We start from the raw sequence: 21,413 nt of genomic DNA on the forward strand, positions 1-21,413 counted from the left end.
GGAGGGGGCGGCGGAGGGCGGGCCGGTGTGCGGGGGACCGTGGCCGCACACCGGCCCGCCCGTGCCTACCGCCGCGCGAAGGGCGCGACGGGGTTCTGCAGGGTGCCGACCAGCTGGAGGGCGGCCGACGGGTCGGTCAGGTCGACCATCTGCTTGTTGTTGCGCAGCTGGAGCCGGTTCAGGCAGGACAGCTGGAACTCCGGGGCGAACAGGTCGTACCGCTCGAAGCGCTCGGCGAGCTGCGGCATCGACTCCTGGTAGGCGTGGCCGCAGTCCGCGACGGCCTTCCAGAAGGTGTCCTCGTCGCAGACGCCCTCGGTCGCGAGGATCGAGCCCAGGAAGCGGAAGAAGCAGTCGAAGACGTCCGTGAAGATCGACAGCAGCTTCATGTCCTCCGGGATGTCCGCCCGGATCCGCTCGACCGCCGGCGGCAGGACCGCGTCCGGGTCCATGACGACGATCTCCTCGGCGATGTCCTTGAAGACCGCCCGCTTCACCACGCCGTCCTCGATGACGAGGATGGTGTTCTCGCCGTGCGGCATGTACGCGAGGTCGTACTGGTAGAAGCAGTGCAGCAGCGGCACGAGGTAGGCGCGCAGGTAGTGGCGCAGCCACTCGGCCGGGCTCAGCCCCGACTCCTCGATGAGCGCGGCGGCCAACGACCGGCCCTCGGCGTCCACGTGCAGCAGCGAGGCCATCGTGGCCAGCCGCTCGCCCTCCTTCAGGGAGCCCACCGGCGACTCGCGCCACAGCGCGGCCAGCATCTTCCGGTACGGCGAGTACCGGTCCGTGGCCCGCTCGTACTGGCGGTGGTGGTAGCCGATCGCCGCCCGCTCGCGGATGATCGAGAAGTCGACGGACTGCAGGACCTCGTCGTTCTCGATGAGGCGGTGCAGCCAGTCGTTGATGGCCGGGGTGGCCTCCATGTACGCCGCGGACAGGCCGCGCATGAAGCCCATGTTCAGCACCGAGATCGCCGTCTTGACGTAGTGCTTCTCGGGGGCGCTGGTGTTGAAGAAGGTGCGGATGGACTGCTGCGCCAGGTAGGCGTCCGCGCCCTCGCCGAGCAGCACCAGGCGGCGGCTCGCGATCTCGGCGGCGAAGGTGACGGTCGTCTTGTTCCACCACTGCCAGGGGTGGATCGGCAGCAGGTGGTAGTCCGCCAGGTCCAGGCCGAGCGCGGCCATCTTCGCCTCGAACCCGGCGATGGCCTCCTCGCCCAGCTCGGCGCGCATGAACGAGTCGTGGTCCAGGCCGGCGCCGGCGGTGAAGGTGGAGACGTCCTTGCGGGCGGCCACCCACACCAGGTGGACCGGGCTCGCCGCCTCCGGCGCGTAACTGCGGAACTCGTGCACCCCGAAGCCGAGGCGGCCGTTGTTGGCGACGAAGCAGGGGTGGCCCTCCGTCATGCCGGTCTCGATGTCCTGGAACGAGGACTTCGCGAGGACCGCGGCCGGCACCTGCGGCTTGGTGTACTTGAAGCCGGTGCCCGCCAGGGTGGAGGAGATCTCCTCCAGGTAGACCGGCAGGACCTCGTCGCTCAGGCCGAGCGCCCCGCGCATCTCGATGTGGAAGTCGAGGGCGTCGGGCTCGGCCTCGGCGCCGTCCTTCAGGCGGACGATCGAGGCCTCGTCCACGGCCCAGTGGTCCAGGGCGTGGCGGACGGCGCGGAAGCGGTACTCCACCGTGCCGTCGTCGCTGCGGACCCGGTAGCCGGAGCCGTCCTCCAGGGGCTGCGGGTCCAGCAGGCGCTCGTGGGAGAACTCCGCCAGGGCCTTGCGGACCAGCGCGCGGTTGGCGCGGGCCCACAGTTCGGGCGAGAGGTGGGAGATCGCGTCGGCGAGGCTCATATCGACGCTCCCGTGGTCAGGCCGGTGGCCGCTTCGAACTGTTCGCGGGTGCAGAAGCTGAGCAGGGCGGTCTTCTCCGGCTTCTGGACGGGGCGCTCCGGGACGAAGCCGACGGCCTCGTTCAGGGCGTGCACGGCCTTGTTGTCGACGTCGGGCTCGACGACGACGCGCCGGACGGCCGGGTCGGCGAACAGAGCCGCCATGACCGTGGTGATCACGGCGCGGGTGAAGCCGTGCAGCGGGGTGTCGCTGGGCGCGACGAGGAAGTGCATGCCGGTGTCGCCGGGCTCGGCATCGTACAGGCCGACCAGCTCCAGCCGGCTCGGGTCGTAGCGCTCCATCAGGAACGCGGGCCGGCCCTCGTGCAGGCCGATGAACGCGTCGTGGTGCTCGGCGGCCGCGATCTTCATGTACTCGCGCTCGACGTCGGGCAGGGAGGCGTCCTGCATCATCCAGAACGCCGCCTTCGGGTGGGTGACCCACCCGTGGAGCAGCTCTGCGTCGGTCAGCGGGTCCAGGGCGCGGATCGCGAAGGAGCCGAGGGCGGCGTCCGTGCGGGCGTACAGGATCTCGGTGGTGGTGCTCATGCGTGCACGCCTTCCGGGGCGGCGAACTGCTGGAACGCGATGGACTTCTCGACCTTGTAGTACTCGCGGCCGAGTAGTTCCTTGACGATGTACGCGTTGCGGTACGCGGCCATGCCCAGGTCCGGCGAGGTGATCGAGTGGTTGTGGACGGTGCCGTTCTGCAGGAAGATCTCGCGGCCGGCCGTGTCGATCGTGTAGTTGCGGGCCGCGTCGGGGCGGCCGTGGCCGTCGAAGTTGATGCGGTCGCGGATCGGGGCGAGGAACTCGGGCAGGACGAACCTGTAGCCCGTGGCGAGGACGAGGCCGTCCGTGGCGAGGGAGAAGTCGCGCTCCTGCTCCTCCTGGCGCAGGCCCAGCGTGTAGGTGCCCGTGGTGGTGTCGTAGGCCGCCGAGTTCAGCGCGGTGTTGGTCATCAGCGTGGTCGGGACGGGGCCCGGCATGGTGACCTTCTTCTGGTAGAGCAGGTCGAAGATGGCGTTGATGAGCTCGCCGTCGATGCCCTTGAAGAGGTTCTTCTGCTGCGTCTCCAGCCGGTAGCGGGTCTCCTCCGGCAGGGCGTGGAAGTAGTCCACGTACTCCGGGGAGGTCATCTCCAGCGTGAGCTTGGTGTACTCCAGCGGGAAGAACCGCGGGGAGCGGGTCACCCAGTTGAGCTGGTAGCCGTGGACGTCGATCTCGGAGAGCAGGTCGTGGTAGATCTCCGCGGCGCTCTGGCCCGAGCCCACCAGGGTGATCGACTTCTTCTTCTGGAGCTCTGCCTTGTTCGCCATGTAGGCGGAGTTGTGGAAGAAGTCGCCGCCCAGGCCGGCGCAGGCCGGCGGGACGTACGGCGGGGTGCCGGTGCCGAGGACCAGGCGGCGGGCCAGGTGGGTCTCGCCGCGGTCGGTGCGCACCTCGTACAGGCCGGCCCGCTCGTCGTAGGAGACCTCGGTGGCGGAGGTGGAGAACTGCACGTTCTCCAGGCGGTCGGCGGCCCAGCGGCAGTAGTCGTTGTACTCGGTCCGCAGCGGGTAGAAGTTCTCCCGGATGTAGAAGGAGTACAGCCGGTCCTGGTCCTTGAGGTAGTTCAGGAACGAGAACGGCGAGGTCGGGTCGGCCAGGGTGACCAGGTCCGACATGAACGGCGTCTGCAGGTGCGCGCCGTCCAGGAACATCCCCGCGTGCCACTCGAAGTGCGGCTTCGTCTCGATGAAGAGGCCGTCGAGCTCGTCGATCGGGGCGGTCAGGCAGGCGAGTCCCAGGTTGAAGGGACCGAGGCCGATACCGATGAAGTCGAGGGGCCGGCGGGGGCCACGGGGCTCACGAGACGACTGCAAGGGATTCTCCCAGGTACTGCTCGGCGTGGGACGCGAGGAGGTCGAGCACGGCCGCGATGTCGGCCGTGGTGGTCTGCGGGTTGAGGAGGGTGAACTTCAGGTACTGCCTGCCGTCGACCTTCGTGCCCGCGACGACGGCCTCGCCGGAGGCGAACAGGGCCTTGCGGGCGTGCAGGTTGGCCTCGTCGACGAGGTCGGGGCGCACCTCGTCCGCGGGGACGTAGCGGAAGACCAGGGTGGAGATCTGCGGCCGGACGACGACCTCGTAGCGCGGGTCGGCGTCGATGATGTCCCAGCCGGCGGCGGCCAGGTCGACGACCTCGTCGAAGAGGGAGCCGATGCCGTCGGCGCCCATGGTGCGCAGCGTCATCCAGAGCTTGAGGGCGTCGAAGCGGCGCGTGGTCTGGATGGACTTGTCGACCTGGTTCGGGATCCGCTCCTCGGCCATGCGGCGCGGGTTGAGGTAGTCCGCGTGGTACGTGGCGTGCTTCAGGGTGTCGCGGTTGCGTACCAGCATCGCGCTGGAGCTCACGGGCTGGAAGAAGGACTTGTGGTAGTCGACCGTGACCGAGTCGGCGTGCTCGATGCCGTCGAGGAGGTGCCGGCGGGTGGGGGAGACCAGCAGTCCGCAGCCGTAGGCGGCGTCCACGTGCATCCACGTGCCGTGCTCGGCGGCCAGGCGGGCGATCTCGGGGAGCGGGTCGATGGACCCGAAGTCGGTGGTGCCGGCGGTGGCGACGACGGCCATCGGGATGAGGCCCTCGGAGGCGCACTCCTCCAGCTCCAGCGCGAGGACGGAGGTGTCCATGCGGCGGTTGCGGTCGACGGGGACGGCGATGACGGCCTCGTAGCCCATGCCGAGCATGGCGGCCGACTTCTTGACGCTGAAGTGGCTGGCCTCGGAGGTGAAGATGCGCAGGCGGGGCAGGACCTCGGACTTGGCGAGGGGGCGGTCGGCGGCCTGCATGGCCTTGCGGCAGGCCTCGTCGCGGGCGAGCAGCAGGGAGTGGAAGTTCGACTGGCTGCCGCCGGAGGTGAAGATGCCGTCCGCGTCCGGGCCGAGGCCGATGCGGGCCGCGGTCCAGTCGATGAGGCGGCGCTCGATGAGCGTGCCGCCGATGGACTGGTCCCAGGTGTCCAGGGAGGAGTTGACGGCGGAGAGGACCGCCTCGCCGAGGACGGCGGGGATGACGACCGGGCAGTTGAGGTGGCCCAGGTAGCGCGGGTGGTGGAAGTACACCGCGTCGCGCAGGTAGACCTCTTCCAGCTCGTCCAGGACGGCGGCCGGGTCCTCCAGCGGGCGGTCCAGGTCGATTCCGTTGACCACGGGGGCGAGTTCGTCGACGGAGATTCCGGTGTGGGGCCGCTGGGTGGACGCGAGTTTCGCGGCGACGCGCTCGACGCCCTCGGTGACGGAACGCCGGTACAGCTCCGCGGTCGTCTCATTCAGGAGATGCGAGCGCATCAACTTTCCTCCGGGGCAGGGGAAGAGGGGGGAAGATCAGGTGCAAGCCTTAGGTTAGCCTAACCTAATTATTCGGCCAAATGGGGGTGGGGTCCGGTCGGAGCCGGCCAGGTCCCTTGACATGAAGAATCGTGGAGGCTGCTGGTGGGACGGCAACGGAAACGCTGGTGACGGGGTATCGGACGGCTTGCAGGGCACTGGAGCCGGAGCACGCCGGCCGGAGCCCCGGCGTGGAAACCCCGGTGCCCCTGCGCGGCCCTACAGCTCGGAGGCCGGGTCCTCGCTGGCGGCCTTGCCCGCGTACGCCTCGGCGAGCAGCTGCTCCTCGCTGGCGCCCAGGCGCCAGTAGCCGGTGAAGCGCACCGCGCGCCGGTCGAGGGAGCGCTCCTGCACCAGGTGCCGGCGGACGGCGCGGATCGTGCCCGCCTCACCCGCCAGCCAGCCGTACGGGCGCTGCGCCTGCGGGAGTTCGGCGGCGCGCACCGCCTCCACGACGCGCTCGGCGCGGCCGGGCCCGGCCCCGCGCACGATCCACGTGATCTCCGCGTCGGCCGCGGTCTCCAGGTCGAGCCGGTCGTCGGCGTGCGGGACCTCGAAGAACGCCCGCACCCGCATGTCCGGCGCCTGGCGCTCCAGGATCGCGGCGGCGGCGGGGAGCGCCGTCTCGTCCGCGTACACCACCAGCGCGTCGGTGTCGGCCGGAGGCTGGAAGCGCACGGACTTGTTGTCCGCCACCGCCGGGCCGATCGCCAGGATCCGGCTGCCGGCGGCGGCCCGTCCGGCCCAGGCGGAGGCGGGGGAGGAGTCGCCGTGGAGCACGAAGTCGATGTCGACCTCGACCGCGCCGCCGTCCGCGTCGCGCTGCTCGCGGACCGTGTACGAGCGCATGACCGGCCGCTCGCCGTCGGGCATCCCGCGCCAGGCGGCGAACCAGGTGTCCTCGGCGGTGGAGGGCAGTTCGGTGTGCTGCCGGTGGGCGGGCGGCAGGAAGAGCGAGAGGCTCTGGTCGAAGCCGCCCGAGCGGAAGCCGGCCAGGCCGTCGCCGCCGAAGGTGACCCGCAGGAAGGAGTGGCCGAGGCGGCGGGTGCGCAGCACTTCCGGGGTGAAGAAGCGGAAGTGGGCGGCTGCGGCCTCGGATGCGGGCGCGGTGCCGGACGCAGAGTCGGACATGCGGGTGGATCCCCCTGGGTGTCGGGCGGGCGCCGGACCGCGGGTCAGCGGGGTCCGGCGCCGGACGGGTGCGGCCGGGCCGCGGCAGGACCGAGGGCCCGCGGCGTCGGCCGCGGGCCCGGGTCCCGGATCTGCTCTTCCTGCCGGCCGCGGGGCCGGCCGGGGTCCTAGCCGACCTTCTTGGCGTTCTGGATGGCCTTGGCGAGGTCCTCGAGGACCTGCGCGCACTTCTCGTACGAGTAGATCGGCTCGGTCACGCGCGGGGCGACCTGGCCGGCCTTGACGGCGGGCAGCTCGTTCCAGGTGGGCTTGGCCTTCAGGGCGTCGGGCTGGAGGGTGCCCGTGCGGTTGTCGAGGAGGACGAGGTCGGCCTTGTACTTGCCGGCGTTCTCCCAGCTGAGGCTCTCGAAGAAGCCGCCCTGGTCGAGATTGTCCTGCTCGGGGGTGACGAACTCGACGCCGAGGGTCTCGAAGTACTTCAGGTCGGCGGAGGTCTTCGGGGTGGAGACGTAGAACAGCGCGTCCGAGCCGGAGCCGACGAGCACCTTGATGCCCGGGTTGGCCTTGGTGGCCTCGCGGACCTTCCCGGCGGCGGCCTCGAAGCGCGCCTTGGCGTCGGTGACCTTCTTGCTGTTCAGGTCGGCGCCCAGGGACTTCGCCAGGTCGGCGGTGCGGGCCAGGGACTTGTCCATGGAGGCGTCGCCGCCCACGCCGATCGCGGCGGCCGGGGCCAGAGCCAGGATCTTGTCCTTGGAGGCCTCGGGCACGTACCAGTAGGTGCCGTCCCAGGTGTTGGTGACGAGCAGCTCGGGGGCCAGGGAGGCGTACTTCTCGACGTTGAACTCGTCGTAGACGTTGCCGAGGATCTCGACCTTGGAGATGTCCATCGAGCCGGCCGTCACGTCGGGCTTGCCGTCGGCGGTCTTGGTCGGGCCGAAGACGCCCTTGACCGACACGCCGTAGTCGTACAGCGCGGCCGCGGTGCCCGTGTAGGCCACGACGTTCTTCGGGGCGGCCTTCAGGCTGATGTCCTTGCCGAGGTCGTCCTTGAAGGTCCAGGCGCCCGACGCCGCGGCGCCCTTGTCCGCGTCGCCGCCGCTCTTCGCCTTGTCGCCGCCGCCGCACGCGGTCAGAGCCGCGACGAGGCCGAGGGCGCCGCCGGCGGCGACCAGGCCGCGACGGGTGAGGTAGGAGGTACGGGACTTGGGCATGTCGGTGTCCGCTTTCATACGTGCCGGGCGGCCGAAACGGGCCGTTCGGTGGGGAAGGTAAGCCTAACCTAAAGGGATCTCCGGCGGGGATGCAAGGCCGGTGCCCGCCCGGGCGCCGATCGTGATCTCCGGGAGACCTTTCGCGGTCTTCCCTTCCGCATGAAGTGCCCTCGGGGAAAAGTGAATTGCCGGTTCGTCGGATGCGTGGGAAATGCCGCCGGGTCCGCATCCGGCAATTCGGCAGAAACCGAATTTCCGCGGACCAAAAAGGCCGGGGGCCGGCGCAGGATCGCTCCCCTGCGCCGGCCCCGGCCGGTGTGCCCGCGCGTCAGCCCGCGAAGCCCAGCTCGCGCGCGATGAGCATCCGCTGGACCTCGCTCGTGCCCTCCCCGATCTCCAGGATCTTGGAGTCGCGCCACATGCGGGCCACCGGGTACTCGTTCATGAACCCGTAGCCGCCGTGGATCTGCGTGGCGTCCCGCGCGTTGTCGACGGCGACCGTCGAGGAGTACAGCTTCGCGATGGCCGCCTCCTTCTTGAACGGCTCGCCGTTCACCAGCCGGGACGCGGCGTCGCGCCAGCCCACCCGGGCCATGTGCGCGCGCATCTCCATGTCCGCCAGCTTGAACTGGATGGCCTGGTTGTCGCCGATGGGCCGGCCGAACGCCTGCCGCTCCTTCGCGTACTTCACCGACTCGTCCACACAGCCCTGCGCCAGGCCCGTCGCCAGCGCCGAGATCGCGATGCGGCCCTCGTCGAGGATGCGCAGGAACTGGGCGTAGCCGCGGCCCTCCTCGCCGACCAGGTTCTCCAGCGGGACCCGCACCCCGTCGAAGGACAGCTCGCGGGTGTCGGAGGCGTTCCAGCCGACCTTGGAGTACGGCGCGGCCACCGTGAAGCCGGGGGTGCCGGACGGCACGATGATCGAGGAGATCTCCGGACGGCCGTCGTCCTTGCGGCCGGTGACGGCCGTGACCGTGACCAGGCCCGTGATGTCCGTCCCCGAGTTGGTGATGAAGCACTTCGAACCGTTGATCACCCACTCGCCGCCGTCCTTCACGGCCGTGGTGCGGGTGCCGCCGGCGTCCGAGCCGGCCCCCGGCTCGGTCAGGCCGAACGCGCCCAGCACCTCGCCCGAGCACAGCTTGGGCAGCCACTGCCGCTTCTGCTCCTCGGAGCCGAACAGGTACAGCGGCATCGCGCCCAGGGAGACGCCCGCCTCCAGGGTGATCGCAACCGAGGAGTCGACGCGGGCCAGCTCCTCCAGGGCGATGCCGAGGGCGAGGTAGTCGCCGCCCATGCCGCCGTACTCCTCGGGGAAGGGCAGTCCGAACAGGCCCATGCGGCCCATCTCGCGCACGATCTCGTACGGGAACTCGTGCCGCTCGTAGAAGTCGCCGATCTTCGGCGCGACGACGTCGTGCGCGAACGCCTCCACCGTGCGGCGGAGCTCCTCGTGCTCGGGGGTCAGGCGGTGGTCGAGGGACATGGTGTCTTTCACTCCTTGTGGGAGAGGGCGCGGACGGTGCGGGAGGGGCTCGGGCGCCCCAGCCGCTCGGCCATCCACACGCTCGTGGCGGTGAGGGCGGCCAGGTCGACCCCGGTCTCGATGCCGAGGCCGTCGAGCATCCACACGAGGTCCTCGGTGGCCAGGTTGCCGGTGGCGCTCTTCGCGTACGGGCAGCCGCCGAGGCCGCCCGCGGAGGCGTCCACGGTGGCCACCCCGTGCTCCAGCGCGGCCAGGGTGTTGGCGAGGGCCTGGCCGTAGGTGTCGTGGAAGTGCACGCCGATCCGGTCGGTCGACACGCCCGCCCCGTTCAGGGCGGAGAGCAGCGACCGCACGTGGCCGGGGGTGGCGGTGCCGATGGTGTCGCCGAGGCTCAGCTCGTCGCAGCCGAGGTCCAGCAGCGCCCTGGCCACCCCGACGACCTGCGCGACCGGCACGGGCCCCTCCCACGGGTCGCCGAAGCACATGGAGAGGTAGCCGCGGACGTGCGCGCCGCCCTCCCTGGCACGGGCCACGACGGGCTCGAACATGGCGAGGGACTCGGCGACGGTCCGGTTGAGGTTCCGGGCGGCGAACGTCTCGGTCGCCGAGCCGAAGACGGCGATCCGGTCGGCGCCCAGGGCGAGCGCCCGGTCCAGGCCGCGCTCGTTGGGCACGAGCACGGGCAGGTGCACGCCCGCCGCGGCGAGGTCCGCGAGCTGGGGGTAGAGCTGCTCGGCGTCGGCGAGCTGCGGCACCCACTTGGGGTGGACGAAGCTCGTCGCCTCGACGGTGCGCAGCCCGGCGGCGGCCAGCCGGCGGATGAACTCGGCCTTCACCTCCGTGGGGACGGCCGTCTGCTCGTTCTGCAGCCCGTCGCGGGCGCCGACCTCGTGGATGCGGACCCGGGCGGGCAGGCCGGGGGCCGGGACGGCCATGGGGAGCCCCTTCACGCGCCCGCCTCCTCGTCCTCGTCGGGGGTGACGACGGCCAGGACCTGGTCCATGGCGACGGTCGTCCCGGGGGAGACGTCCAGCTCGGCGACCGTGCCGGCGTGCGGGGCGGAGATGACGTGCTCCATCTTCATCGCCTCGACGACGAGCAGGCTCTGCCCGGCGGCGACCTTGTCGCCGACCGCGACCTTGACGACGGTGACGGTGCCCGGCATCGGCGCGGCCAGGGTGTCGGCCCCGGCGCGGCCCCGGCCGCCGAGTGCGGCCGCGACGGGGTCGTGGTGCTGGACGTGCCAGCTGTCGCCGTCGCGGCCGAGCCAGACGCCCTCCGGGGAGGCGGCATGGCCGAACGTGTGCGTGGCGCCGTCGAGTTCGACGGTGAGCCGGTCCGCGGTGCGGGAGACGATCCGGCCGCGGGCCGGGCCGGGCCCGCCGCCGGGGTGCCCGATCTCCAGCTCGGCGCCGAGGCGGCGGGTGCGGACGGCGACCGGGTCCTGGCCGGGCAGGCGGAAGTGGTGCACCGTCCAGGCCGGGGTGCCGCCCAGGCGCCAGCCGTCGGCCGCGGAGAACGGATCCGCCCACCGCTGCCCGGCCGCCGTGTCCGGGGCGGGCTCGCGGGCCAGCAGGGCGGCGGCCGCGTACACCTCGGGCGGGACCCCGTCCGGCAGGAGGCCCGGCAGGTCGCGCTCGACGAGGCCGGTGTCCATGTTCCCGGACACCACGTCAGGGTGGGCCAGCAGCCGGCGCAGGAAGCCGGCGTTCGTCTGCACGCCCAGGATCACCGTGTCGGCGAGCGCCCCGCGCAGCACGCGCAGCGCGGCCGCCCGGTCGGGCCCGTACGCGATCACCTTCGACAGCATCGGGTCGTACGTGGAGCCCACGTCCACCCCGGCCGCCAGCCCCGAGTCGGTCCGCACGGTCCGCCCCGACGGCTCCGACAGCGCCAGGACCGTGCCGCCGGACGGCAGGAAGCCGCGGGCCGGGTCCTCCGCGCAGACGCGGGCCTCGATCGCGTGCCCGGTCAGCTCCACGTCGTCCTGGGTGAGGCCGAGTTCGCCGCCCGCGGCGACCCGCAGCTGGAGCTCGACCAGGTCCAGGCCGGTGACCAGCTCGGTCACCGGGTGCTCGACCTGGAGGCGGGTGTTCATCTCCATGAAGTAGTACGAGGAGGGGTCGCCGCCGGGGACGATGAACTCGACGGTGCCCGCGCCGACGTACCCGCACGCGCGGGCCGCCTCGACGGCCGCGGCGCCCATCGCGGCCCGGACCTGCGGGGTCAGCAGGACGGACGGGGCCTCCTCGATGACCTTCTGGTGGCGCCGCTGGAGCGAGCACTCGCGCTCGCCGAGGTGGACGACGTTGCCGTGGGCGTCGGCCATCACCTGGATCTCGATGTGGCGGGGCCGGTCCACCCAGCGCTCCACGAGCAGGGTGTCGTCGCCGAAGGAGGAGCGGGCCTCGCGGCGGGCCGCCGCGATCTCCTCCGCCAGCAGTGCCCCGTCGCGCACCAGCCGCATGCCCTTGCCGCCGCCGCCCGCGGACGGCTTGAGCAGGACCGGCATGCCGATCTTCTCGGCGGCCTCGGCGAGCTCGCCGTCCGACAGGCCGCTCCCCGAGGAGCCGGGGACCACGGGCACACCCGCCGCCCGGACGGTCTCCTTGGCCCGGATCTTGTCGCCCATCAGGGAGATCGCCGAGGCGGGCGGGCCGATGAAGACCAGCCCGGCCTCGGTGCAGGCCTGCGCGAACGCGGCGTTCTCCGCGAGGAAGCCGTAGCCGGGGTGGACGGCGTCGGCGCCGGTCCGCCGGGCCGCGTCCAGCAGCCGCTCCGCGGACAGGTAGCTCTCGGAGGCGGCGGCGGGCCCGATCCGGACGGCGGTGTCCGCCTCCCGCACGTGGCGGGCGTCCGCGTCGGCGTCGCTGAAGACGGCCACCGAGCGGATCCCGAGCTCGCGCAGGGTGCGGATGACCCGGACCGCGATCTCGCCCCGGTTGGCCACAAGGACAGTGCTGAACATCTTGGGGGTCCTCACGTCACAGGTCGCAGGTCACATACGGAAGATGCCGAAGCCGGGCTCGCCCAGCGGCGCGTTCGCGCAGGCGGTCAGGGCGAGTCCCAGCACCTGGCGGGTCTCCAGGGGGTCGATGACCCCGTCGTCCCACAGCCGCGCGGTGGCGTAGTAGGCGCTGCCCTGCTCCTCGTACTGGGCGCGGACCGGGGCCTTGAAGGCCTCCTCGTCCTCGGCGGACCACTCCTGGCCGGAGCCCTCGATCTGGTCGCGCTTGACCGTGGCGAGGACGGACGCCGCCTGCTCGCCGCCCATCACGGAGATCTTGGCGTTGGGCCACATCCACAGGAAGCGGGGAGAGTACGCCCGCCCGCACATCGAGTAGTTGCCCGCGCCGTACGAGCCGCCCACGACCACCGTCAGCTTCGGGACGCGGGTGCAGGCGACGGCGGTGACCATCTTGGCGCCGTGCTTGGCGATGCCGCCGGCCTCGTAGTCGCGGCCCACCATGAAGCCGGAGATGTTCTGCAGGAACAGCAGGGGGATGCCGCGCTGGTCGCACAGCTCGATGAAGTGGGCGCCCTTCTGGGCGGATTCGGCGAAGAGGATGCCGTTGTTGGCGACGATGCCGACGGGGTGGCCGTGGATCCGGGCGAAGCCGGTGACGAGCGTCGTGCCGAACTCGGCCTTGAACTCCTGGAAGCGGGAGCCGTCGGCGATGCGGGCGATGATCTCGCGGGCGTCGTAGGGGGTGCGCGAGTCGACGGGGACCGCGCCGTACAGGCCGTACGGGTCCGCCTTCGGCTCCTCGGCGGGCTCCACCGCCCACGGCAGGGGGCCCCGCTCGGGCAGGGTCGCCACGATGTTGCGGACGATCCGCAGGGCGTGGGCGTCGTCCTCGGCGAGGTGGTCGGTGACGCCGGAGACGCGGCTGTGGACCTCGCCGCCGCCGAGCTCCTCCGCGGTGACGACCTCGCCGGTGGCGGCCTTCACCAGCGGCGGGCCGCCGAGGAAGATCGTGCCCTGGTTGCGGACGATGACGGCCTCGTCGCTCATCGCCGGGACGTACGCGCCGCCCGCGGTGCAGGAGCCGAGGACGGCGGCGATCTGCGGGATGCCGGCGCCCGACATGCGGGCCTGGTTGTAGAAGATGCGGCCGAAGTGCTCCCGGTCGGGGAAGACCTCGTCCTGCATCGGCAGGAACGCGCCGCCCGAGTCGACCAGGTACAGGCAGGGGAGGCGGTTCTCCAGCGCCACCTCCTGGGCCCGCAGGTGCTTCTTGACCGTCATCGGGTAGTACGTGCCGCCCTTGACGGTGGCGTCGTTCGCGACGATGACGCACTCGCGGCCGCTGACCCGCCCGATGCCCGCGATGACCCCGGCGGCCGGGGCCGCGCCCCCGTACATGCCCTCGGCGGCCAGCGGGGCCAGCTCCAGGAACGGCGAACCCGGGTCGAGCAGCGCGTCCACCCGGTCGCGGGGCAGCAGCTTGCCGCGCGCCGTGTGGCGGGCCCGGGCCTTCTCGCCGCCGCCGAGGCGGACCGCTTCCAGGCGGGCGCGCAGCCCCTCGGACAGTTCGCGGTGGGCCGCCTCGTTGGTGCGCCAGGCCTCGGACGCCGGGTCCGCGGCGCTGGTCAGCACGGGTGCCTGCTGCATCGGTCGAGCTCCCTTGCTCGGATCCAGGGTTAATGAGCGTTAACGTCTGTGGCGCCTAGGTTAACGACCGCTAACGGCCCTGTCTAGAATGGATGCCCATGAGCACTTCAGCGGCCGCACCCACCCGTCGCGAGCAGATCCTCAGTGAGGCCGCACGCCTCTTCGCCGAACGCGGCTTCCACGGCGTCGGCGTCGACGAGATAGGCGCGGCGGTGGGCATCAGCGGCCCCGGGCTCTACCGGCACTTCGCCGGGAAGGACGCCATGCTCGCCGAGCTGCTCGTCGGGATCAGCGAGCGGCTGCTCACCGGCGGCCGGCGCCGCGTCGAGGAGGCCGCCGGCGACCCGGCCGCCGTCCTGGCCTCGCTGATCGACGGCCACATAGACTTCGCCCTCGACGACCGCGCCCTCATCACCCTCCACGACCGCGAGCTGGACCGGCTGCGCGACGCCGACCGCAAGCTCGTACGGCAGCTCCAGCGCCAGTACGTCGAACTGTGGGTGGCCGTCGTGCGGGAACTGCACCCCGGCGTCGGCGAGGCCGAGGTCCGCGTCGCCGTCCACGCCGTCTTCGGCCTGCTGAACTCCACCCCGCACCTGGGGACGCCCGGCCGCAATGCCACGGAGTCGCTGCTGCGGCGGCTCGCGCACGGCGCGTTCGGGGCGCTGAGCGCGTGACGCGCCCGGTCCGCCGCATGGGATGGAAGCCCCGCCTCCGGCGGGGCGGCGGCACAATGGGCCGCATGCCGAAGCCGACTGAGCCGACCGTGCCGATACCGACGTCCGTACCGACCCGCGCCGAACTGGTGGAACACCTGGTCCGCACGCGGATCGCCGGACAGGTCGCCACCCCCCGCGAGAACAACCTGGCCCACTACCGGGCCCTCGCCAACGGAGACCGGCACTACTGGCTCGGCCTCGACCTCGGCGACCGCTGGAGCGACGAGCAGGACGTCCTCGCGGTGATGGCGGAGCGCTGCGGCGTCGTCGACGACGCCGAGCACCGGCAGGGCCAGGACACCATCGACCCCGAGCTGACCGCCGCCGCGCTCGACCGGATGGCGGCCCGGCTGCGCAAGGCGGCCCTGGACCGGCAGAGCGTCCTCTTCGCCACCGGGCACCCGGGCGGCCTGCTGGACGTGCACCGGGCCACCGCCGCGGCGCTGCGGGCGGCGGGCTGCGAGATCGTCGCCATCCCCTCCGGGCTCGTCGCCGACGAGGCCTCGGTGTGGCAGTTCGCCGACGTCGCGGTCCTGGAGCGGGGCGCCACCCTGTGGCACACCCACTCCCCCGAGCCGATGGCCGCGATCCTCGACGGGCTCGCGGCCGCGGGCCGGCCCCTGCCGGACCTCGTCGTCGCCGACCACGGCTGGGCGGGCTGCGCAGCCCAGCGCGGCCTGGACGCGGTGGGGTACGCGGACTGCAACGACCCGGCCCTCTTCCTCGGCGAGGCCGAGGGAACCGTGCAGGTGGTGGTCCCGCTGGACGACCACGTCCGCGACCCGCGCTACTACGACCCCCTGGTCGCCTACCTGCTGGACGCGGCCGGCCTCGCCGGCTGAGGGCCGCCCGGGCGCGGCGCGGCGCGGACGGACCGGGCGCTGTCGCACCGCGCCCGGGCGTCAGCGCGCCGCGCCGGTCCGTGCGTCAGGCGCGCGGGACGCGGACCACGCCCTCCTGGATGACGGTGACGGCCAGGCGGCCGTCCCGGGTCCAGATGCGGGCCTGGCCGAGCCCGCGGCCTCGTTGCGAGGTCGGCGAGTCCTGGTCGTACAGCAGCCACTCGTCGGCGCGGAACGGCCGGTGGAACCACATCGCGTGGTCCAGGGAGGCGCCGACCACGTCGCCGACGGCCCAGCCGCCCCGGCCGTGCGCGAGCAGCACCGAGTCCAGCAGGGTCATGTCCGAGACGTACGTGGCCAGGCAGGTGTGCAGCAGCGGGTCGTCCCCGTCGAGCTTGCCGGCGGTGCGGAACCACACCTGCGAGCGCGGCTCGACGGGCTCGCCGATGGTGCCCCACGGCGGGGTCGTCGCGTAGCGCAGGTCCACCGCGGCCCGCGACTCCAGCAGCCGCTCGACGGTGCCCGCGTCCTGGAACAGGTGCCGGTAGGCGGGCAGGTCCTCTGCGGCCGTGGGCAGCGTCTCGGGGTCCGGGGCGGCGGGCATGGCGACCTGGTGGTCGAGGCCCTCCTCGTACGTCTGGAAGGACGCCGAGAGGTGGAAGATCGGCTGGCCGTGCTGGACGGCGACGACGCGCCGGGTGGTGAAGGAGCGCCCGTCGCGGATGCGGTCCACGGAGTAGACGATGGGCGCGCCGGCGTCCCCCGTGCGCAGGAAGTACGAGTGCAGGGAGTGCGCGGTGCGGTCCCGGGGCACGGTCCGGCCGGCCGCGACCAGCGCCTGCGCCGCGACCTGCCCGCCGAACACCCGCGGCACCAGGGAGGTGCGGCTCCGGCCGCGGAAGATGTCCTCCTCGATCTGCTCCAGGTCGAGCAGATCGAGGAGGTCGGTCAGCGCCTTGCTCAAGGAGTCTTACAGCCCCATCGACTTCGCGATGATCGACTTCATGATCTCGCTGGTGCCGCCGTAGATGCGGTTGACGCGGTTGTCGGCGTACAGGCGGGCGATCGGGTACTCGTTCATGTAGCCGTAGCCGCCGTGCAGCTGGAGGCAGCGGTCGATGACGCGGTGGGCGACCTCGGTGCAGAACAGCTTCGCGGAGGCGGCCTCGGCCGGGGTCAGCTCGCCGGCGTCCAGGGCCTCCAGGGCGCGGTCGGCGACGGCCTGGGCGGCGTCCACCTCGGCCTGGCAGGCGGCCAGCTCGAACTTGGTGTTCTGGAAGTGGGCGACCGGCTTGCCGAAGACGGTGCGCTCGGTCACGTACTGCTGGGCGAACCGGATCGCCGCGGCGGCCTGGGCGTACGCGCCGAAGGCGATGCCCCAGCGCTCGGAGGCCAGGTTGTGGCCGAGGTAGTAGAAGCCCTTGCCCTCCTCGCCGAGCAGGTCCTCGACGGGGACCTTGACGTCGACGAACGCCAGCTCGGCGGTGTCGGAGGTCTTCAAGCCCAGCTTGTCGAGCTTGCGGCCGATGGAGTAGCCCTCGGACTTGGTGTCCACGGCGAACAGGGAGATGCCGAAGCGGCGGTCCTGCTCGGTCGGGGCGGAGGTGCGGGCGCAGACGATGACGCGGTCGGCGTGCACACCGCCGGTGATGAAGGTCTTGGCGCCGTTGAGGACGTAGTGCGTGCCGTCCTCGGAGAGCTTCGCGGTGGTCTTCATGCCCGCGACGTCGGAGCCGGTGCCCGGCTCGGTCATCGCCAGCGCCCACATCTCCTCGCCGGAGACGAACTTCGGGAGGTAGCGCTTCTTCTGCTCGTCGGTGGCGAGCATCTTGATGTAGGGCAGGGCGAGCAGGACGTGCACGCCGGAGCCGCCGAAGTTGACGCCCGCGCGGGAGGTCTCCTCGTACAGGACGGCCTCGAACTTGTGGGTGTCCAGGCCGGCGCCGCCGAACTCCTCGGGGACGTTGATGCCGAAGACGCCCAGCTCGCCGAGCTTGTAGTAGAAGTCGCGGGGCGCCTGGCCGGCGGCGAACCACTCGTCGTAGACCGGTACGACCTCGGCCTCGATGAAGGCGCGGAGGGTCTCCCGGAAGGCCTCGTGGTCCTCGTTGAACACCGTACGGCGCACGGCCGGCTCCCTTCGTCGCGGCAGTCCGCCGCCTGTGTCTAAGCGCTTGCTCATAGCAAAGTTACCGGCGAGTTGGCGACTCTGTCCAGAGCTCGGCAGACGGTATGACAAGCGCCACCCCCGCTGGTGGCGGCACCGGGGACGGCCTCGGGGGAGCCCCTGCCAACGCCCCTGACGGAAAAGGGTGTTACCCGCGGGGGGCGGCTCCTGCCCGCGGAGGATCCGGCAGGCGGCCGGTGATCACCAGGATGGGATCCGTCCGACGCCGCCCCACACCGACCGCCCGGGAGCCCGTATGAACCGCCGGAACCGCCGCACCCGCACCGCCCTCGCCGCCGCCCTCCTCCTCGGGCTCACCGCCGGACCCCTCGCCACCGCCGCCCACGCCGCCGCACCCGCCCCGGCCGCCGCCTCCCGGGACGCCGCGCAGGGCCCCGACACCGCGGCGCTGCGCGCCGCCCTGGCCGGGCTGCCCGACCGGGACGCGACGGCCGCCCTCGTCCGCGTCGGCGGGAACGGCCGCTGGACCGGCACGGCCGGCGTCCGCGACCTGCGCACCGGCGCCCCGGCCCACGAGAACGCCCGCTTCCGGGCCGGCTCCACCACCAAGGTCGTCACCGCGGCGCTGGTCCTCCAGCTCGCCGCCGAGGGCCGGATCGACCTGGACGCCTCCGTGCAGCAGCTGATGCCGGGGCTGCTGCCCGCGACGTTCGCCAAGCCCGTCACCGTCCGCCACCTGCTCAACTTCACCAGCGGCATCCAGGGCGGCGACGGCTTCGGCGACACCGTCGCCGAGGAGTACCCGCACCGCTTCGAGACGATCACCCCGCAGCAGTCCGTGGCCTCCGGCACCGCCAAGGGCCCGGCCTTCGACCCGGGCACGCGACAGCAGTACAACAACATCAACTACACGGTCCTCGGCATGCTGGTGGAGAAGACCACCGGCGACAGCTACGCCCACCAGGCCGAGGTCCGGATCTTCCGCCCGCTCGGCATGGCCGGCACGTCCTTCCCGCGCGGCACCGACCCCCGCATCCACGGCCCGCACCACCGCGGATACCAGCTGATCGACGGCAGGCCCGTCGATGTCACCGAGTGGAACATGTCCGACCGCTTCGCCGCGGGCGACATGATCTCCACCACCCGCGACCTGGAGCGCTTCCTCACCGCCCTGTTCCGCGGCCGCGTCGTCCCCGCGCCGCAGCTGGAGGAGATGTTCACCGTCCCGGACATCCCCGGCGCCACGCGCAGCGCGAGCCTGGAGCGGTTCACGGTGAACGGCAGGGAGGTGTGGGGCAAGACCGGCGCCCGCCCCGGCTACCACACGGTCATCGCCGCCACCCGCGACCTGTCCCGCACCCTCGTGTACTCCGTCAACAGCACCGACGCCAAGGGCGACGGGCTGGCCGTCGTCCAGCGGTTCGGCCTGCCGGCCTTCAACCGCTGACCGGCCCGTCCGCCGCCGCCCGAGCCGCCGTCCGCAGGGCGAACCACAGCTCCATGCGGACGTCCGCGTCCTCCAGGTCCCGGTCCAGCAGGGCCGCGGCGCGGGCGATCCGCTGGCGGACGGTGTTGCGGTGCACCCCCAGGTCGGCCGCCGTGCGGTCCCAGCTGCCGTGCCGGGCCAGCCAGGTGCGCAGCGTGTCCCTCAGCACCGGCGGGAGCGGCCCGAGCAGGGCCTCTGCGTGGGCGCGGGCCTCGGCCTCGCCGACCAGGCCCGCCAGGCCCGGCTCGGTGTGCCGGGCCACGGCCGTACGGGCCGCCTCGGCGCGGGCCAGGGCGCGGTGCGCCTGCGCGTCGGCCACGGGCAGGGCGTCCGGCGCTGACGGGGCGCTGACCCCCAGCCGCCACCCGGGCTGCGGGCCCGGATCCCGGTCCGTGAGGAGCCGTACGGCCGGCCCGTCCGGGTCGGCCAGTACGGTGCCCAGCGCGGCCGCCAGCCCCCGCGGGTCCGGGCCGCCGCGGGCGTGGACGGCGTACCAGGGGCCCGGGCCGCCCAGTGCCGCGGCGGGGGAGCCGCCCAGCAGCAGCCGGGTCAGCGCCGCGGCCTGCTCCCCGGCCGGCCGCTCGGCGGTGAGCAGCGTCAGCAGCACCGCCGCGACCGAGGCGACCGTGTGGTCCCCCGGGGTCCGGACCGGGGCGGCGGTGCCCAGGGCGGCCTGCCGGTCCGCGTGCCGGCCCAGGGCGTGGGCCGCCAGGTGCCAGCCGCCCGCCTGGTCCGTGGCGGTGGCCGGGCCGCCGGGCCGCCCCACCCGGGCCAGCAGCGCATCCAGTGCCTCCCGAGCCCCGGCCGCGGCCGGCGGCGGGCTGCCCGCCGCCCGGCCGTCCGGCCACAGCACGACGTACCCGCCGAGGCCGGCCGCGAGCCGCGACAGCACCGCCGGGACCGGGTCGGGGCGGGCCGCCGCGGCCGCGAGGGCCTGCTGGGCCTCGGTCACCCGGCGCAGCTCCCGCGTCCGCGCCTCGGCCATCAGCCGCCACACCGCGCGGGCGACCGCGGTGAACGGGGTCCGCGGCGGCACCTCCACCAGCGGCAGCCCGTGGCGCGCGCACGCCGCGGCCAGCGCGGGCGGCACCTCCGCGTGCAGCGGCGCCACGCCGAAGCCGAGCGCGGCGGCGCCCGCCGCGACGAGCCGGGCCGCGTACCGGTCGTACCCGCCGGCCGCGGCGAGGCCCCCGGCGGCCTCGAAGTCCGCCCCCGCCGCGTCCGCGGCCCCCGCCGTGAGGAGCAGCTCCCCGCCGAGCAGGTACGGCGCCGGATCGGCCATCTCCGAGGCGTGCACCCCGTGCACCGCCGCCTCCCCGGGCCCCGCCACGTGCCGCAGGCCGAGCTCCCGGTCGCCGAGCAGCGCCCCCAGCGGCACGGGCGGCACCGGCGAGGCAGGACCCCCGCCGGGGCCCGGAACATCCGGTGTGCGGGATTCGTCCATGGATACTCCGGACATGTCAGCAGGGCCGTATGGAGGAAACGTACACTTCGCGCCCTCCCGGCCGCGCCGTACGCTCGAAGGACCGCACAGTAGGACCTCACGAAGGGCACCCCATGAGCACCGAGCAGACGCCGCGCGGACCGGTCGACTCCTCCCGCATCCCGCGCTACGCGGGCCCCGCGACGTTCGCGCGACTGCCCCGCCTGGACGAGGTCGGCTCCGCCGACGTCGCCGTCGTCGGCGTGCCCTTCGACTCCGGCGTCTCCTACCGCCCCGGCGCCCGCTTCGGCGGCAACGCCATCCGCGAGGCCTCCCGCCTGCTGCGCCCGTACAACCCGGCGCAGGACGCCTCCCCGTTCGCGCTGGCGCAGGTCGCCGACGCCGGCGACATCGCGGTGAACCCCTTCAACATCAACGAGGCCGTCGAGACGGTCGAGGCCGCGGCCGACGACCTGCTGAACGCCGGCTCCCGCCTGATGACCCTCGGCGGCGACCACACCATCGCCCTGCCGCTACTGCGCTCGGTCGCGAAGAAGCACGGCCCGGTCGCCCTGCTGCACTTCGACGCCCACCTGGACACCTGGGACACCTACTTCGGCGCCGAGTACACCCACGGGACCCCGTTCCGCCGCGCCGTCGAGGAGGGCATCCTCGACACCGAGGCCCTCTCCCACGTCGGCACCCGCGGCCCGCTGTACGGCAAGCAGGACCTCGACGACGACGCCAAGATGGGCTTCGGCATCGTCACCTCGGCCGACGTCTACCGCCGCGGCGCCGACGAGGTCGCCGACCAGCTGCGCCAGCGCATCGGCGACCGCCCGCTGTACATCTCCATCGACATCGACGTCCTCGACCCGGCCCACGCCCCCGGCACCGGCACCCCCGAGGCGGGCGGCATGACCTCCCGCGAGCTGCTGGAGATCATCCGCGGCCTGTCCTCCTGCAACCTGGTGTCCGCGGACGTCGTCGAGGTCGCCCCGGCGTACGATCACGCCGAGATCACCTCGGTCGCGGCCTCGCACACCGCGTACGAGCTGACCACCATCATGAGCCGCCAGATCGCGGCCGCGAAGGGCAAGTAGGCCGGCAGG

At 72.9% G+C, this 21,413-nt stretch carries 17 protein-coding genes; 4 read left to right on the forward strand and 13 right to left on the reverse strand.

The window, feature by feature from the left end; all coding sequences use genetic code 11:
• Nucleotides 1–65: 65 nt before the first annotated feature.
• From MUK52_RS20400 to MUK52_RS20445, 10 genes are all read right to left on the reverse strand, one after another.
• Complete coding sequence (locus MUK52_RS20400; RefSeq protein ID WP_284578905.1) at nucleotides 66–1,850, reverse strand: IucA/IucC family protein; 1,785 nt, start codon at nucleotides 1,848–1,850, stop codon at nucleotides 66–68.
• Nucleotides 1,847–2,437, reverse strand: coding sequence for a GNAT family N-acetyltransferase (locus tag MUK52_RS20405; RefSeq protein ID WP_114057656.1), 591 nt, complete (start codon nucleotides 2,435–2,437; stop codon nucleotides 1,847–1,849). Before MUK52_RS20405 ends, MUK52_RS20400 begins: the two co-directional genes overlap by 4 nt.
• Entirely contained in the window at nucleotides 2,434–3,753 is a 1,320-nt protein-coding gene (locus MUK52_RS20410) for a lysine N(6)-hydroxylase/L-ornithine N(5)-oxygenase family protein (protein ID WP_114057655.1), read from the reverse strand. The genes MUK52_RS20405 and MUK52_RS20410 overlap by 4 nt, the downstream gene beginning before the upstream one ends.
• Entirely contained in the window at nucleotides 3,737–5,218 is a 1,482-nt protein-coding gene (locus tag MUK52_RS20415; protein WP_284578909.1) for a pyridoxal phosphate-dependent decarboxylase family protein, read from the reverse strand. The genes MUK52_RS20410 and MUK52_RS20415 overlap by 17 nt, the downstream gene beginning before the upstream one ends.
• A gap of 258 nt (nucleotides 5,219–5,476) precedes the next feature.
• A complete protein-coding gene (locus tag MUK52_RS20420) occupies nucleotides 5,477–6,388 on the reverse strand; it encodes a siderophore-interacting protein (RefSeq protein WP_284578911.1) in 912 nt (303 codons plus the stop codon).
• A 167-nt stretch (nucleotides 6,389–6,555) separates the two neighbouring features.
• Nucleotides 6,556–7,599, reverse strand: a complete 1,044-nt coding sequence (locus MUK52_RS20425; RefSeq protein ID WP_284578913.1) for an ABC transporter substrate-binding protein — start codon at nucleotides 7,597–7,599, stop codon at nucleotides 6,556–6,558.
• 328 nt (nucleotides 7,600–7,927) lie between these two features.
• Nucleotides 7,928–9,088, reverse strand: coding sequence for an acyl-CoA dehydrogenase family protein (locus MUK52_RS20430; protein ID WP_114057651.1), 1,161 nt, complete (start codon nucleotides 9,086–9,088; stop codon nucleotides 7,928–7,930).
• Between the two features lie 8 nt (nucleotides 9,089–9,096).
• Nucleotides 9,097–10,023 (reverse strand): hydroxymethylglutaryl-CoA lyase, encoded by a 927-nt coding sequence (locus MUK52_RS20435; RefSeq protein ID WP_114058923.1) that lies wholly within the window; start codon nucleotides 10,021–10,023, stop codon nucleotides 9,097–9,099.
• Between the two features lie 11 nt (nucleotides 10,024–10,034).
• Complete coding sequence (locus tag MUK52_RS20440) at nucleotides 10,035–12,056, reverse strand: acetyl/propionyl/methylcrotonyl-CoA carboxylase subunit alpha (RefSeq protein ID WP_284578917.1); 2,022 nt, start codon at nucleotides 12,054–12,056, stop codon at nucleotides 10,035–10,037.
• A gap of 30 nt (nucleotides 12,057–12,086) precedes the next feature.
• Entirely contained in the window at nucleotides 12,087–13,703 is a 1,617-nt protein-coding gene (locus MUK52_RS20445) for a carboxyl transferase domain-containing protein (RefSeq protein ID WP_284578919.1), read from the reverse strand.
• Between the two features lie 98 nt (nucleotides 13,704–13,801).
• Between MUK52_RS20445 and MUK52_RS20450 the strand changes: the two genes are divergently transcribed.
• A complete protein-coding gene (locus MUK52_RS20450) occupies nucleotides 13,802–14,380 on the forward strand; it encodes an SACE_7040 family transcriptional regulator (RefSeq protein WP_114057648.1) in 579 nt (192 codons plus the stop codon).
• 56 nt (nucleotides 14,381–14,436) lie between these two features.
• Complete coding sequence (locus tag MUK52_RS20455) at nucleotides 14,437–15,264, forward strand: phosphatase (RefSeq protein ID WP_114057647.1); 828 nt, start codon at nucleotides 14,437–14,439, stop codon at nucleotides 15,262–15,264.
• Nucleotides 15,265–15,349: 85 nt separating this feature from the next.
• Here MUK52_RS20455 and MUK52_RS20460 read toward each other — a convergent pair whose 3' ends face one another.
• Nucleotides 15,350–16,228, reverse strand: a complete 879-nt coding sequence (locus tag MUK52_RS20460) for an acyl-CoA thioesterase (RefSeq protein ID WP_114057646.1) — start codon at nucleotides 16,226–16,228, stop codon at nucleotides 15,350–15,352.
• 6 nt (nucleotides 16,229–16,234) lie between these two features.
• Entirely contained in the window at nucleotides 16,235–17,392 is a 1,158-nt protein-coding gene (locus MUK52_RS20465; protein WP_114057645.1) for an acyl-CoA dehydrogenase family protein, read from the reverse strand.
• A 295-nt stretch (nucleotides 17,393–17,687) separates the two neighbouring features.
• Between MUK52_RS20465 and MUK52_RS20470 the strand changes: the two genes are divergently transcribed.
• Complete coding sequence (locus tag MUK52_RS20470; protein ID WP_114057644.1) at nucleotides 17,688–18,839, forward strand: serine hydrolase domain-containing protein; 1,152 nt, start codon at nucleotides 17,688–17,690, stop codon at nucleotides 18,837–18,839.
• On the opposite strand, the gene MUK52_RS20475 is transcribed toward MUK52_RS20470, so the two are convergent.
• The gene (locus MUK52_RS20475; RefSeq protein WP_246042693.1) at nucleotides 18,829–20,322 is read right to left on the reverse strand and encodes a PucR family transcriptional regulator; all 1,494 of its coding nucleotides are present in this window, start codon (nucleotides 20,320–20,322) and stop codon (nucleotides 18,829–18,831) included. The two genes, MUK52_RS20470 and MUK52_RS20475, sit on opposite strands and share 11 nt — an antisense overlap.
• Nucleotides 20,323–20,435: 113 nt before the next feature.
• Between MUK52_RS20475 and speB the strand changes: the two genes are divergently transcribed.
• Nucleotides 20,436–21,404 carry an agmatinase gene (speB, locus tag MUK52_RS20480; protein WP_114057642.1) on the forward strand — a complete coding sequence of 323 codons (969 nt, stop codon included), beginning with the start codon at nucleotides 20,436–20,438 and terminating at the stop codon, nucleotides 21,402–21,404.
• The last annotated feature ends 9 nt before the right edge of the window (nucleotides 21,405–21,413 follow it).

The organism is Streptomyces sp. 2P-4, from assembly GCF_030167965.1.
Taxonomy (GTDB): Bacteria; Actinomycetota; Actinomycetes; order Streptomycetales; family Streptomycetaceae; genus Streptomyces; species Streptomyces globosus_A.